Source organism: Archangium violaceum, from assembly GCF_016887565.1.
GTDB classification, from domain to species: Bacteria; Myxococcota; Myxococcia; order Myxococcales; family Myxococcaceae; genus Archangium; species Archangium violaceum_B.
Window position 1 is genome coordinate 7,833,552 of the sequence record NZ_CP069396.1, and the last position, 13,377, is coordinate 7,846,928.

13 protein-coding genes are annotated in these 13,377 nt (G+C 70.3%); 8 read left to right on the forward strand and 5 right to left on the reverse strand.

Annotation, left to right across the window (positions count from 1 at the left end; genetic code table 11):
* The first annotated feature begins 31 nt into the window (after positions 1-31).
* The 7 genes from JRI60_RS31135 (at position 32) to JRI60_RS31165 (ending at position 7,777) form a co-directional block, all read left to right on the forward strand.
* On the forward strand, positions 32-1,069 hold the full coding sequence (locus JRI60_RS31135) for a Gfo/Idh/MocA family protein (RefSeq protein ID WP_204219571.1): 1,038 nt from the start codon (positions 32-34) through the stop codon (positions 1,067-1,069).
* Entirely contained in the window at positions 1,060-1,893 is an 834-nt protein-coding gene (locus JRI60_RS31140) for a hypothetical protein (RefSeq protein WP_204219572.1), read from the forward strand. The genes JRI60_RS31135 and JRI60_RS31140 overlap by 10 nt, the downstream gene beginning before the upstream one ends.
* A complete protein-coding gene (locus JRI60_RS31145; protein WP_204219573.1) occupies positions 1,890-3,365 on the forward strand; it encodes a YcaO-like family protein in 1,476 nt (491 codons plus the stop codon). Before JRI60_RS31140 ends, JRI60_RS31145 begins: the two co-directional genes overlap by 4 nt.
* Positions 3,362-4,228 carry a sugar phosphate isomerase/epimerase family protein gene (locus JRI60_RS31150; protein WP_204219574.1) on the forward strand — a complete coding sequence of 289 codons (867 nt, stop codon included), beginning with the start codon at positions 3,362-3,364 and terminating at the stop codon, positions 4,226-4,228. The genes JRI60_RS31145 and JRI60_RS31150 overlap by 4 nt, the downstream gene beginning before the upstream one ends.
* Complete coding sequence (locus JRI60_RS31155; RefSeq protein ID WP_204219575.1) at positions 4,225-5,511, forward strand: glycosyltransferase family 4 protein; 1,287 nt, start codon at positions 4,225-4,227, stop codon at positions 5,509-5,511. Before JRI60_RS31150 ends, JRI60_RS31155 begins: the two co-directional genes overlap by 4 nt.
* Positions 5,508-6,305, forward strand: coding sequence for a PIG-L deacetylase family protein (locus JRI60_RS31160; protein WP_204219576.1), 798 nt, complete (start codon positions 5,508-5,510; stop codon positions 6,303-6,305). Before JRI60_RS31155 ends, JRI60_RS31160 begins: the two co-directional genes overlap by 4 nt.
* A 62-nt stretch (positions 6,306-6,367) precedes the next feature.
* Positions 6,368-7,777 carry an FAD-dependent oxidoreductase gene (locus JRI60_RS31165; RefSeq protein WP_204219577.1) on the forward strand — a complete coding sequence of 470 codons (1,410 nt, stop codon included), beginning with the start codon at positions 6,368-6,370 and terminating at the stop codon, positions 7,775-7,777.
* A 33-nt stretch (positions 7,778-7,810) separates the two neighbouring features.
* Here JRI60_RS31165 and JRI60_RS31170 read toward each other — a convergent pair whose 3' ends face one another.
* Entirely contained in the window at positions 7,811-8,392 is a 582-nt protein-coding gene (locus JRI60_RS31170) for a TIGR02265 family protein (protein ID WP_204219578.1), read from the reverse strand.
* Positions 8,393-8,418: 26 nt separating this feature from the next.
* Positions 8,419-9,915, reverse strand: a complete 1,497-nt coding sequence (locus JRI60_RS31175) for an amidase (protein WP_204219579.1) — start codon at positions 9,913-9,915, stop codon at positions 8,419-8,421.
* Positions 9,916-10,032: 117 nt separating this feature from the next.
* Between JRI60_RS31175 and JRI60_RS31180 the strand changes: the two genes are divergently transcribed.
* The gene (locus JRI60_RS31180; protein WP_204219580.1) at positions 10,033-10,470 is read left to right on the forward strand and encodes an EVE domain-containing protein; all 438 of its coding nucleotides are present in this window, start codon (positions 10,033-10,035) and stop codon (positions 10,468-10,470) included.
* Positions 10,471-10,564: 94 nt separating this feature from the next.
* Here the strand turns inward: JRI60_RS31180 and JRI60_RS31185 are convergent, their stop codons facing one another.
* The 3 genes from JRI60_RS31185 to JRI60_RS31195 form a co-directional block, all read right to left on the reverse strand.
* Entirely contained in the window at positions 10,565-11,176 is a 612-nt protein-coding gene (locus tag JRI60_RS31185; RefSeq protein WP_204219581.1) for a hypothetical protein, read from the reverse strand.
* Between the two features lie 73 nt (positions 11,177-11,249).
* Positions 11,250-12,710 (reverse strand): amino acid permease, encoded by a 1,461-nt coding sequence (locus JRI60_RS31190; RefSeq protein WP_204219582.1) that lies wholly within the window; start codon positions 12,708-12,710, stop codon positions 11,250-11,252.
* A gap of 63 nt (positions 12,711-12,773) precedes the next feature.
* Positions 12,774-13,358, reverse strand: a complete 585-nt coding sequence (locus tag JRI60_RS31195) for a hypothetical protein (RefSeq protein WP_204219583.1) — start codon at positions 13,356-13,358, stop codon at positions 12,774-12,776.
* Positions 13,359-13,377: the final 19 nt, after the last annotated feature.

The following is a 13,377-nucleotide window of genomic DNA, read 5'->3' on the forward strand; positions in this document are numbered from 1 at the left end:
CGCGGGCAATGAATCTTCGAGAGGTGTGCTCATGGAACGTTCGTTCCAGCGCTCACGGCGGCTCGGATGGGCCATCGTGGGCTGTGGCTGGGTGGCCCGGGACTATGTGGCCCCCGCCCTGTTGCAGGCGGGCAATGCCCGGCTGGTGGCCCTGTGCGATCCGGATTCCGAGTCGCTGGCGCGCATGCCCGGTGATGGAGCGGTCCGGTACACGCGGTTGGACGACGTGCTGGCCCACCCGGAGGTGGAGGCCGTCTACGTGGCCACGCCCAACCACGTGCATGCGCCGGTGACGGTCGCCTGCGCCGCGGCCGGCAGGCATGTGCTGTGCGAGAAGCCCATGGCCATCCGCCCCGAGGAGGGCGCCCGCATGGTGGAGGCGTGCCGGCGCGCGGGCCTCCAGTACGCCACCGCCTTCGACCAGCGCCACCACGCCGCCCACCGGAAGCTGCGCACCCTGGTGCGCGAGGGCGTGCTCGGCACCGTCACCCAGGCGCGCATCCACTACGCCTGCTGGCTGCCTCGCGACTGGGCGCCGCGCAACTGGCGCATCGATCCGCACCAGGCGGGGGGCGGCGCGATGATCGACCTGGCGCCTCATGGAATCGATCTGCTGGAGGTGCTGCTGGAGGACGAGTGGACGTCCCTCACCGCCCTGATGCAGCGGCGCGTCCACGACTACCCGGTGGATGACGGCGCCATCCTCATGGGCAGGTTCCGCAGCGGCACCCTGGGCGTGCTCCAGGTGGCCTACAACTGCCCTGACAACTACCCGCGCCGCACCCTGGAGCTGATCGGCACCCGGGCCCGCGCGCTGGCCCGCAACACGATGGGCCAGACTCCTGGCGGCACACTGACGCTCACGGATGCGGCCACCGGCGTGGAGACCGTGGTGCCCATCTCCCCGGAGGAGGACCGGAGCCCCTTCCTCCACCAGGTGGAGGCCTTCTCCGCCTGCGTGCTGGAGGGCCGCCCCTCCCCCTTCGCGCCCGAGCGGGACGTGCGCCTGCTCACCCTGCTGAGCCAGGCGTGCGAGCCCCGCTCCTGGGAGGACGCGCCATGCCGTTGAGCCGCTATGCCTGCTGCAACTGCGGCTCCTGGCAGCCGTGGTTCGTCCACGAGCGCCCTCCGCACTGCCCCATCTGCATGGACGTGCGCAACGCCCTGCCCCGGGACGGCTGGGAGTTCCGCTCCGCCGCCCAGGTGTCGGAATCGTTGGAGACCTCCTGGTACGAGGCGCTGCCAGGAGTGCTCGGCTTCCACTGCACCCCGAGCTTCGGACTGGGCGGCACCGGCTGGCTGCTGCGGCGGCCCGAGGGCAACGTGGCCTTCGAGGGCGCCCCCTGGTACTCGCGGCGGGCGCTGGAGCACCTCGCCTCGCTGGGGGGCATCCAGGTGCTGTCCGCCTCGCACCCGCACGGCTTCGGCGCGCTGTGGCAGTTGCAGGAGCGGTTCGATCCGCTGCTCGTGCTCCACCGCGACGCGGTGCCCTACACCAAGGCCTTCCAGGTGCGCTGGCCCGTGGACGACGAGCACGAGCTGGCCCCCGGGCTCACGCTGCACTGCGTGGGCGGACACTACGAGGGCCAGTGCGTGCTGTACGACGCGCGCACGCGCTCGCTCTTCTGCGGAGACGTCCTCAAGGTGGAGCTGGACGCCCGGGGCCGGCCCGCGGCGCTCTCGAGTCACAAGGGCTTCCACGCCGCCATCCCCCTGAGCCACGGCGAGCTGCGCCGCTACCGGGCGGTGCTCGAGCGGCTTCCCTTCGAGAACGTCTTCACCCCCTTCGAGTCCGCCCGCGGCGTCACCCGCGCCCACGCGCTGGCGCTGTTCGATCGATTGCTCGCCGGAATGCCGCATACCCGGCCCATTTCCATGGAGGAACTGACATGAGCCTGAGAGCCGCACGAGACGCCTATGCCCGGGCCATGCCGCCCGGAGAGCTGCTGTTGTTCCGGGACGATGCCATCGATCGCGTCGGCATCCCGGTGGTGGCCTCCAGCCTGCGCATGGTGGGTGGGCCGTGGATCACCTCCCACGGTTACGGCGCCACCGAGGAGGAGGGCATGGTCAGCGCCATCGGCGAGCTGGCCGAGGAGGTCTTCGCCGAGCGGGCCATGACCACCCTCCCCCGCTTCCACGGCAGCTACACCGAGATGGTGCGCGCGCGCGGAAGGTCCGGTGTCGCGGATCCGCTCACGCTGAGCCTGCCGGCCGGCAGCCCCTATCACCCGGACATGCTGCTCACCTGGGTGGAGATGCGGCGGCTGTCCACCGGCGAGCCCGTGCTCGTACCGGAAGAGTACGTCGCCATCCATCCCAGCCAGCTCCACGGCCGCTCGCCGCTCATCCTCCCCATCACCAACGGCCAGGGCGCGGGGCTCACCCGCCATCAGGCCCTGGCGCACGCCCTGCTGGAGCTGCTCCAGCGCGATGGCAATGGCCTGTGCTTCCGCGCCATGGATCAGGGCGTCGTGCTCGACCTGGAGGGGGCGAAGCTGTCTCCCGACGTCCAGGCCCTGCTGGAGCGCTACCGCCAGCTCGGCATCGAGGTGATTCCCAAGCTGGCCACCACCGAGTTCGGCCTGGTGAACCTGTACGTGGTGGCGAGGGACCCCGACGTGGGCGATCAGCCCCTGATGGTGACGGCCTGCGGCGAGGCGGCCGATCCGGATCGGGAACGGGCCCTGCGCAAGGCCTTGCTGGAGTACGCCGGCTCGCGAGCACGCAAGGCCTTCATGCACGGGCCGCTGGAGCACGTGGCCCGCGTCGCCCCACCCGGCTACCTGGAGCGGTTCCTCCCCCAGGTGAACGTGGACCGGGAGGAGGAACGGGCCCTGTACGGCATGGTGGAGTGGGCCCGCATGTCCGCGGACGCGCTGCGCGCGCTGACGGCCCGCACGGTCGCGTGCAACCGCAAGGTGCGCTTCACCGACCTCCCCCGCGTCCAGGTCTCCGAGGAGCCGGCGATCCGCTGCCAGCTGGTGGTGGATCAACTGCGCTCCGCCGGCTTCGACATCCTCGTGGCCGACATGTCTCCGCCGGACCACTCCATCCACGTGGTCAAGGTGCTCGTGCCGGGACTCGAGGTGGAGACGATGACCTACTCCCGCATCGGTGAGCGGAACGTGGCCCGGCTGCTCGCACACGAGGAGCCCCTGGTCGGGCTCGGCACACCGCCGGAGGGTGCCCGGCCCGTGCGCCTGACGCCCGCCGCCGAGGAGCGGCTGGGAGGACCGGCCTGGTTCAACGTCCGCCTGGCCGAGCAGCGCGTGGGCCGCCTCTACTCGCTCTACCGCGAGCCGGGCCGCCACAGCGTGCAGCAGGTGCTGCGCGGCCGTCGTTTCGGAGGAGGTCTGTCATGAGCCTGCGTTTCGCCTACAACACCAACGGCGTCGCCAACCACCGCTTCCAGGACGCGCTGCGGCTCATCGCCGACAGCGGCTACGACGGCGTCGCCCTCACGCTGGATCATCACCACTTCGATCCCTTCGCCCCCCGGCTGGGGCACCGCTCCGAGATGCTGGCGGGCCTGCTAGAGCGGCTCGGCCTGGGACTGGTGGTGGAGACGGGCGCGCGCTTCCTGCTGGAGCCACGGGCCAAGCACGAGCCCACGCTGATCAGCCCGGAGCCCGAGGGCCGCGAGCGGCGGCTCGACTTCCTCCGGAGGGCGGTGGACATCTGCGCCACCTGCCGGGGCGAGGCGGTGTCCTTCTGGGCCGGAGTGCCCCGGCCCGGTGTGGACACGGAGGCGGCCTGGGGCTGGCTCGTGGACGGCGTGGCCCGGCTGTCCGACTACGCGGCGTCGCGCGGCGTGGTGGCCGCGGTGGAGCCGGAGCCGGGCATGCGGGTGGAGACGGTGGACGAGTGGCGCCGCCTCCAGGAGGAGGTGGCACGGCTCGGCGCGGCCCCCATCCGGCTGGCGCTGGACGTGGGACACCTGCTGGTGACGCAGGAGCGGGTGCCCGCGGACGCGGTGCGCGAGCTGGCGCCGGTGCTGGGCACGGTGGCGCTGGAGGACATGAAGCGCGGCGTGCACGAGCACCTGCCCTTCGGCGAGGGGGACCTGGACGTGTCCTCGGTGCTCCGGGCCCTGGTGGAGATCCGCTTCGACCGGCTGGTGTGCGTCGAGTTGTCGCGCGACTCGCACCGCGCGCACAGCATGGTTCCCCAGGCTCGCGAGTGGTTGCGCGCCCACATGCCCTCGGGCGCGGAGGTGGCGGCATGAGCGGCAAGAACTCGCTGCGGGTCTGCTTCATCTCCCGGCGCTTCTTCCCGGCCATCTCGGGCATGAGCGTCTACGCCCTCAACCTGGTGCGGGAGCTGGCGGACCGTGGTCACGACGTGACGATGGTCAGCCAGTACCGCAATGACCGGGCGGGGGTCTCGGTGTACGGCGGCGGGCCTCCGCCCCCCGTGCCCGGTGTCACGGTGCTGGGCCGCGAGTCCCTGGGCGAGCAGCGCGTCGGCGACGGCCTGCCGGCCAGCTTCGAGCAGGACGTCGAGGACATGGTGGCGACCGTGGAGCGCGAGCACCGCCGGAAGCCCTTCGATCTCATCCACGCGCAGTATGGCTACCCATGCGGGCTGGCCGCGCTGGAGGCGAGCCGACGGCTCGGGCTGCCCAACGTGGTGTCCATCCAGGGCGGTGACGGCCACTGGGTGGGCACCTGCTGCGGGACACACAAGCAGGCCATGCTGGCGGTGCTGGGCCACGCCGGGGCGCTGCTGATCGGCAGCCGCTCCTTCGCCGAGGAGGTGCGGGGCCACCACGGGACACCCCTGGAGCGCTTCACCCTCGTGCCCGGCGCCACCGACACGCGCCGCTTCCACCCGCGTGACGAGCCCTCACTGGGCGCGATGCGGAATCCGCCGGTGCTGCTCTACCACGGCCGCGTGGACGCGCGGAAAGGCGTGATGGAGCTGCTGGACGCGATGCGGATGCTGACGCGCAACGGCCGCGAGCTGAAGCTGGTGGTGTCCGGCATCGGCCCGGACCTGAACGCCGTGCGCAACCGGGTGACGGAGCTGGGTCTGGGTGACCGCATCGAGCTCACCGGCCATGCCTCCTACGAGGACGCGCCCGCCGTGTACCGGCGTGGAGACCTGTTCATCTCGCCCACGTACTCGGAGGGCTTCTCCAACACGATCCTCGAGGCCATGGCCACCGGCCTGCCCATCGTCTCCACTCGGGCGGTGGGCGTGGTGGACTGCCTGGAGGACGGCCGAAACGCACTGCTGGTCCCTCCCCGGGACGCCCGCGCCCTGGCCGATGCCATCGCCCGGATGCTGGACGATCCGGAGCTGCGCCGCCGCCTCGCGCGCACGGCCCTCGCCGAGGTGCGGGAGCTGTACTCGTGGCAGGCGGTGGGCCGGCGCATCCAGCAGGTCTACGGCCAGCTCACCGGCACCGGTCCGGACACGGGCTGGACACACCTGTACGACCCGGCCACCACCGTGGACACCGCCGATCCCTCCTGCCGCTTCCGGAGCGCACCGCACCTGCTATGAGCACCGCCCTCTTCCTCTCACCCCACCTGGACGACGTCGCCTTCTCCTGCGGTGGCACCCTGGCCCGGTTGAAGGCTCGAGGGTGGACGGTGGCCCTCGTCACCGTCTTCACCCGCTCGATGCCGCACCCGTCGGGCTTCGCGCTCGCCTGTCAGACGGACAAGGGCCTCCGGCCCGAGGTGGACTACATGGCGATGCGCCGCGAGGAGGATCGCGACTTCGCGGAGCTGATGGAGGTGGATGTACTGGTGTGGACCAACCTGCCGGAGGCACCGCACCGCGGCTATGACAGCGCGGCGGCCCTCTTCACCCCGCCACGCGAGGACGATCGCATCGGCGCGGTGGTGGTGGAACGGCTCGCACCGGTGCTGGCCGAGCTGCGACCGGACCTCGTGCTGGCTCCGCAGGCGCTGGGCAGCCATGTGGACCACGTGCAGGTGGTGCGGCTGATGCCGTCATTGGGAGCGTGGGACTCCCGCACCTTGTGGTACCGCGACACGCCCTACGCCGTGCGCCAGCCCGGAGCCCGGCCCGATCCAGCGCTGCCCGCGGACCTGCGCCCCCTGGTGGTGGACGTGTCGGCCGAGTTGCCGCGCAAGGTGACCGGATGCACCTGCTACCGGACCCAGGTTGGCTTCCAGTTCGGTGGAGCCCAGGCCGTGGGCCTCACGCTGACAGCCTTCCACCAGCGCGAGGCGGCGGCCCATGGACGTACCGGCCATGCCGAGGTGTTCCTCGCGGGAGCCGGTCTCGCTCCGGACCTGCGGGAGGCACTCACGGACGAGCCTCCTTGACTGGGAGGTCCCGGGTTCCGTGATTCGACGGCCCGCGCGAGGTCTCCTACGATCCACCCCGTATGAGCACTTCGAATGCCCTTCCCTCCACTCGCGCCGGTACACACGCCATCGTCTATGGCGGCAGCATGGCCGGACTGATGACCGCGGGCCTGCTGTCCCGCCACTTCGATCGCATCACCCTGGTGGAGCGCGACCGCTTCCAGAACGGGCCGATGCCGCGCAAGGGCGTCCCCCAGGCGCAGCACGTCCATGGCCTGCTCACACGGGGAATGGACATCCTCGCCGGCATCTTCCCGGGCATCCGGGAGGACATCGAGGCCACTGGAGCCGAGTTCCTGGACGTGATCGAGACCACCGCCTCGTTCGGGTCCGGCACCTGGCGCCCACGGTTTCGCAGTGACGTGAAGGCCGCCTCCATGAGCCGGTTGCTGCTCGAGTGGGTGGTCCGTCAGCGTCTCCAGGCCCTTCCCAACGTGCGCATCCTCGATGGCCGGGAGGCGGTGGGCTTGAAGACGAACGGGGAGCGGACGCACGTCACGGGACTCCAGATCCAGGCGCCAGGCGGCGGGCAGGAGGAGACGCTCGAGGCCGAGCTGGTGGTGGACTCCAGCGGCCGTGGCTCGCGCACGCCCCAGTGGCTGGAGGCGCTGGGTTACCCTCGCGTGGAGGAGACGCGCATCCACGTGGACGTGGGCTACGCCAGCCGCCTCTACCGCCAGCCGCGGGGTTTCGACCCAGGGTGGCGGAGCCTGGCGATCGCGCCCAGGCTGCCGAAGGAAAGGCGGATCGGCATCATCCAGGAGATCGAAGATGACCGCTGGCTGGCGCTGGTGGGGGGCTGGCTGGGAGATGCCGTCTCGACGGCGGACGACGCCGCGTTCCTCGAGTTCGCTCGCGGCCTGCCCCAACCGCACCTGTACGAGGCCATCAAGAACGCCGAGCCGCTCGGACCCATCCACCTCTACCGCTTCTCGCACCACCAGCGCCGCCACTACGAGCGCATGCCCCGCTTCCCCGAGGGGCTCGCGGTGGTGGGGGATGCCTTCTGCTCGTTCAACCCCATCTACGGCCAGGGCATGAGCACGGGCGCGATGCAGGCCGAGGCGCTGGGCGGGTGTCTGCGCCAGGGCGTGCGCGGGGCCTCCAATCGCTACCGCCGGCGTGCGGGTGAGATCCTCGCGGGGCCCTGGGCCCTCGCGACGGCTGGCGATCTGGCCTTCCCCGAGGTGGAGGGCAAGCGTCCGCCGGGGTTCGACTTGATGCGCTGGTACGGCAACCGGTTCCAGCAGCTCGCGGGCTACGACGAGGAGACGATGAAGACCTTCGTGCAGGTGCAGCACATGATCGAGTCACCCGCCGCCATGTTCTCCCCTCGCATGGTCCTCAAGGTACTCACCGTCGATCCCGACAAGGCCACCCGGAACCCGGGGCCGCGGCCGCTCTCCATCTCCACTCAACGGGTGGCCTGAGCGAGCCCCCCGCGTGAGGGGAGCGCCATCCCCTCACGACCAGGAGATGTCGTACTCCACCCGGTCGATGGACAGAGGCCGCGCCTGGGCCCGCCCCTGGAGCTTGAGCACCCGGAGCGCGCCGACGAGGACCCCCTCATGGTAGGCCGGGGGCACCATGTCGCCCGTGGTGGACAGGACACCCGATTTCGCTCCGGTGCGGAGGTACTCGCGACGCCCGTACGTCACCGCGCCGCTGTAGCCCAGTTGCACCACCGAGAAGAACTTGTGCGGATCCCCCCGGGCGATGACGCCGAAGACGAAGCGGCCCGGGCCGGAGTCGTAGCGCGCCACGCCGTGCTCCCCACACGCCCGGAAGACGGCCTCCGGGAAGCCGAACACTCCTTCCATCACGTCCCCCGCCGCGTAGAGCAGATGGAGGAAGTCCTGCACCGGGTACATGCGCAGCTCTCCGTGCTCCCGTATGAACCCTCCGGCTCGCAGCCTCTCCAACCCCCCCTCCCCCGCCCGCTGCTGGACGAGGTCGAAGACGGTCTGGAAGAAGAGCCCGAGAACGGAATCCCCTCGCTGGGCCACGACGAGCCGTGCCGCGAGATCGGCCTTGTCCGACGGCATGAAGCACTCCCCCGTGTCCTTCCAGTCTAACGGCTCCCCGCCGAAACCAGGGGCGTCCGCCCCGCCCACGGCCGGGCCTGCTCCAGTTGCGCCGCGAGCCGGAACAGCGTGGCCTCGTCTCCGAAGCGTCCGGCGAACTGCACCCCGATGGGCAGCCCGGCCGCGTTCCAGTACAGCGGCACCGACATGGCCGGCTGCCCCGTCTGGTTGAAGAGCTGTGTGTTGGGCGTCCGCTCCAGGCTGTTGGCCGCGAGCTCGTCCAGCATCCGCAGGAAGGCGGGCTTCACCGGCACCCTGCGCAGCACCGCCAGCGCCGCGAGTTCCGTGGGCTTGAGTGCCAGCTCGCCGATGCGCACCGGCGGATACGCGAGCGTCGCGTCCAGGAAGAGATCGTACCGCTCGAAGAAGGCCGCGACCTTCCGGCTCGCGCGGTGGGTGGCGCTGCGCGAGCGCTGCAGATCGGCCGCCGTGAGGATGTTACCGAGCTGCGAGAGCGCCCAGGTCGACGGCTCGAAGTCACTGGCGTCGAGCGGCTTGCGCGTCAGGTGGGAGATCTCCTCCAGCTCCACCGCCACGTTGGCCGCGACGTTCACCAGGTACGCGCGCACCAGCTCCCCCCAGTCGAGCCGGGGTGCGTCCTCGACCACCTCGTGGCCGAGATCCTCGCACAGCTTCGCCGCATCCTTCACCGCCGCCACGCAGTCCGGGTGCACGTGCTTGCCGAAGAGCGAGCCCGTGGAGAACGCGATGCGCAGGCGTCCCGGTGGAGCCCCCACCTCCTGGAGGAAGGGCCTCGCCGGCGGAGGCGCCGCGTAGGGCGCTCCCGGATCCGCGCCGTGCGTCGCATCGAGCATCGCCGCGCTGTCCCGCACGCTCCGCGTCAGCACGTGCTGCTGGACGTAGCCGCCCCACGACTCGCCGATGATCGGCCCCAGCGGGTTGCGGGCCCGCGTCGGCTTGAGCCCGAAGAGGCCACACGCGGACGCGGGAATCCGGATGGAACCCCCTCCGTCACCCGCATGCGCCATGGGCACCACCCTCGTCGCCACACACGCCGCCGAGCCTCCGCTCGAGCCTCCCGTCGAGTGCTCCGGATTCCACGGGTTGCGCGTCGGCCCTCGCAGCGCCGGCTCGGTCGTCCCGAGGATCCCCAGCTCGGGCGTGTTCGTCTTCGCCACGAGGATGACGCCCGCACGCCGGAACCGCGCGATCAGCTCCGAGTCATGGTCCGGGACGAAGTTCACCAGCGCCTTGCACGAGCCCGTGAAGGGCACCCCCGCCACGTAGCCATCCAGGTCCTTCACCACGAAGGGCACTCCCGTGAATGGTCCCTCTGGGAGCGGTCCCGCCGCCGTCTTGCGCGCCTGGTCGTACATCCGGTGGACCACCGCGTTGAGCTTCGGGTTCACCTCCTCGATGCGTGAGATCGTCTCCTCCACCAGCTCGCTCGGGTGCAGCTCCTTCTTGCGCACCCGCTCGGCGAGTGCGGTGGCGTCGAGCGCGTCGTATCCCTGGATGGCCATGCGTGTGCGGTCTCCTCCGCCCGAGTCTGGCACGGGTGGGCTCCCGCGCCAGCGAGATCTCCTCACCTCGCGGATCCGACTCCACCGGTCAGGCCCCCTGCTCTACCATGCGCCCCCATGGCGAAACCCCAGTACTGGCTGATCAAGAGCGAGCCCTCCGTCTACCCGTATTCCCAGTTGGAGAAGGACGGCCGCACCGGGTGGACCGGCGTGCGCAGCTTCGAGGCTCGCAACAACCTCCGGGCCATGAAGCCCGGCGACCTGTGTCTCTTCTACCACTCCAACGAGGGCAAGGCCGTCGTCGGCGTGGCCCGTGTCCTCACCGACCCCGGTCCCGACCCCACCGCCCCGGACGAGGACTGGGCCTCCGTCGACGTGGGACCCGTGGTCGCCGTCCAGGAGCCGGTCACGCTCTCCACCATCAAGTCCACCCGCGAGCTGAAGGACTTTCCCCTCATTACCCGCAGCCGCTTGAGCGTCGCCTCCGTGTCCTCGGAGCACTTCAAGCGTGTTCTCGAGATGGGCGGGACCAGGATTCCCAGAGCCGCCCGCTGAGGGCGCTCGGGTTGGAAGCCGGGGGGCTCCATACCCTCACCCCGGCCCTCTCCCAGAGGGAGAGGGTCGAAACCTTTTTCTGGGGTCGGGATCTTCAGGCGTTCGCCGGATGCAACTTCTGCTGCAACAGGTTCGCCCGGTTTCGTGCTGACAGCAGTTGTTGCCGCAGTGACTCCGCGTCTCTCGAGATGTCCGCGAAGTCCTGCGCCGCCGCGTCGCTCGCCAGCGACTCCGCGCTCTCCGCTACCTGCGTCATCCGATCGTTCATCGTCTGCAGCGAGGAGATGATCTCCTCCGCCTTCATCTGCTGCCCCTGCTGCGTCTGGCTCGCGATCCCCTGCATGTGCCCGCTCAGCGCCGCCGCCTCCTGCCCCAACGCCGCGAAGCGCTCCATCAGCGACTGGTACACCTTCGTCCGCTCCTGCAGCTCCAACGCCCGGCTGTTCACCTCCGCCGCCAGCGCCTGCTGCCGATCCCTCCACTGGTTCAGCACCCCCAGCAGCGAGCGCATGTGCGCCACCATCCGCTCGTCGCAGTCCGCCACCGAGTTGAGCAGCTTCCCCATCTTCTCCAGGTTCTTCTGCGACCGGAGCGGCCCGGTTCTCACCTCTTCCGCCAGGGTCTCGAACTTGCGCAGCTCCTCCTCGATGGCCATCGCCGCGGCGACCAGCTCGGACGACTCGGCGGACTGCGGACGCTTGCTCATATGGATGCGGCTCCGATTCGGAAGGGGGCTCTCTCCGACTTCCTAACGCGTTCCTAGCAGATCGCCCCCGGACTCATTCCCCTGAACTTGCCCCGATGACGGGAGACGGAGCGAGCAATGTCACCTTCGGTCCCACGAAGGTATGCCGCTGGAATGCCACCCAGTAGACAGTCAGCAGGGCCAGCGCCCCGGCGAACGTGTACCCGGCCAGCTCGTTGGGCGGCAGCACGAAGAGCACCATCACCACCGCGCACCAGCCCAGCGCCACCACGTTCACCAGCGTGGAGTAGCGTCCCAGGTCCCACGGCCCCTGGTGAGACCACGTCCCGTTCTTCCTCGCGCGCAGGCCCACCCACACCGGCAGTGCGTAGGAGGCATACAGGGCCAGCGTGCTCAGCGCCACCATGGCCGCGTACGCCCCGCTCCAGATGGCCACCACGAACGCCGCCGCCACCGACACCCAGATGGCCACGTGCGGGCTCCGGAAGCGCGGCGACACGCTCGCCAGGTGCGTCGAGCCCGGCAGCCCCCCGTCCCGCGCGAACGCGAAGAGCATGCGCGAGTTCGAGGTCACCGAGGACAGTCCGCAGAACCACATGGCCCCAATCGCGATCCACACCAGCGCCCCACCGAGCGCCGGTCCCAGGGACTCACGCAGCACGTGCAGGAAGGGGTTGGGCGCCGCCGCCGCCGCCGGCAGATCTCCAATCGCCAGCGTCACCCCCACCAGCAGCGCGTAGCCCACCACCGCGCTCACCGCCACCGACAGGAAGATGCCCCAGGGCGCGTTGCGCGTCGGATCCATCGTCTCCTCGGAGACGTGGGCGCTCGCGTCGTAGCCCGTGAACGTCCACTGCGCCTGCAACAGGCCGATGAGGAAGCCGTACGTGTAGACGCTGCTCTCCGTGGTGAAGCGCGTGAGCAGGAAGCCCGGCTCCTGCTTGGGCGCGAAGGCCACCAGCGCTCCAATCACCACCGCCACCCCCGCCACGTGGTACCAGGCCGACACGTTGTTGAGCAGCGCCACCGCGCGCACGCCCACGTGGTTGAGGATGGCGTGCGACAGCAGGATGACCGCGTACAGCGACAGCACGTGGAGCCGCGACTCCCTCGGCCACCCCAACATGTCCGCCACGAACTCCGCCAGGCCGTAGTCGATGCCCGCGGTGATCGCGAACTGGCCGATGGTGTTCAGCCACGCCGTGAAGAAGCCCACCCGCGGGCCTCCCAGCATGGCCGACCAGTGGTAGAGCGCCCCCGCCGTCGGGAACGAGGAGGCCAGCTGCGCCAGACTCGCCGCCACCGTCAGCGTCATCACCGCCACCAACGGCCAGCCCACCCCCATGACGAATGGCCCGCCGAAGCGCAGGCCATGGCCATAGAGCGTCACCGCTCCCGTGAGAATGGAGATGATGGAGAAGGAGACGGCGAAGTTGGAGAAGCCGCCCATGTCACGCAGCAACTGCTGCGCGTATCCCAGCCGTTGCAGCTGGGCCGCATCCGCATCCAGTTGGTCCTTCTTGTCCGCGTCCATGCCCTCACTATGGCCCTTCTGGCTGGCGGGAGGCGAGGGACCCGGGTGCGGAGTGTGGGACCGTCAGCGCTTGCCGTCCTGCCCCTGGCGCTCCTGGGCGGGGGCGGGAGGCGCCATCATCCGCCGCTCGATGCGGAGCTGCCTCGGGTAGGCCCCTCCCATCACCATGGGCATCTCCGCCTCCAGCTTCTGCCAGTAGTCGGGGCCCAGCGTCTTCTTGATCGCCACCATCAGGCCCACCCGGTTCTGCCTCACCGCCGTCTCCGCTCGGCCCACCTTCTCCACCAGCTCCTTCACCGTGCCCTCGTTGGGGCTCGTCTGGCGCAGCTCGCGCTCCAGGTTGAGCTGGGACCGCTTGAGATCCGCCTCCAGGCCGATCAGCACGTCATTGGCCTCGAACGTCAGATCCTGAACCTTCTGCATCAGGTTCTGCGGCAGGCCGATCTTCGCCGCCACCTCCGCCGGAATCCCGAAGGACGGAGGCGCCAGCGGGGCTACGGGCGGCAGGGGGGGCAGCGGAGGCAGGGGCGCCACCGCCGACGCTCCACCGTGCACGAAGACGCGCACGTCCTGCTTCTCCTGCTTGTCCTCGGCGAGCGCGGGCACGGCGGTGAGGACCACGAGGGCGCACATCAGCTTCTTCATCATGGTACGGCTCCTTTCATCA

Bases quoted from the DNA above. Each gene is read 5' to 3' on its own strand.
- JRI60_RS31190 (WP_204219582.1), bottom strand. From the start codon at position 12,710: ATGGACGCGGACAAGAAGGACCAACTGGATGCGGATGCGGCCCAGCTG.
- JRI60_RS31150 (WP_204219574.1), top strand. From the start codon at position 3,362: ATGAGCCTGCGTTTCGCCTACAACACCAACGGCGTCGCCAACCACCGC.
- JRI60_RS31155 (WP_204219575.1), top strand. From the start codon at position 4,225: ATGAGCGGCAAGAACTCGCTGCGGGTCTGCTTCATCTCCCGGCGCTTC.
- JRI60_RS31185 (WP_204219581.1), bottom strand. From the start codon at position 11,176: ATGAGCAAGCGTCCGCAGTCCGCCGAGTCGTCCGAGCTGGTCGCCGCG.
- JRI60_RS31180 (WP_204219580.1), top strand. From the start codon at position 10,033: ATGGCGAAACCCCAGTACTGGCTGATCAAGAGCGAGCCCTCCGTCTAC.
- JRI60_RS31165 (WP_204219577.1), top strand. From the start codon at position 6,368: ATGAGCACTTCGAATGCCCTTCCCTCCACTCGCGCCGGTACACACGCC.
- JRI60_RS31140 (WP_204219572.1), top strand. From the start codon at position 1,060: ATGCCGTTGAGCCGCTATGCCTGCTGCAACTGCGGCTCCTGGCAGCCG.
- JRI60_RS31135 (WP_204219571.1), top strand. From the start codon at position 32: ATGGAACGTTCGTTCCAGCGCTCACGGCGGCTCGGATGGGCCATCGTG.
- JRI60_RS31195 (WP_204219583.1), bottom strand. From the start codon at position 13,358: ATGATGAAGAAGCTGATGTGCGCCCTCGTGGTCCTCACCGCCGTGCCC.
- JRI60_RS31170 (WP_204219578.1), bottom strand. From the start codon at position 8,392: ATGCCGTCGGACAAGGCCGATCTCGCGGCACGGCTCGTCGTGGCCCAG.
- JRI60_RS31175 (WP_204219579.1), bottom strand. From the start codon at position 9,915: ATGGCCATCCAGGGATACGACGCGCTCGACGCCACCGCACTCGCCGAG.
- JRI60_RS31145 (WP_204219573.1), top strand. From the start codon at position 1,890: ATGAGCCTGAGAGCCGCACGAGACGCCTATGCCCGGGCCATGCCGCCC.
- JRI60_RS31160 (WP_204219576.1), top strand. From the start codon at position 5,508: ATGAGCACCGCCCTCTTCCTCTCACCCCACCTGGACGACGTCGCCTTC.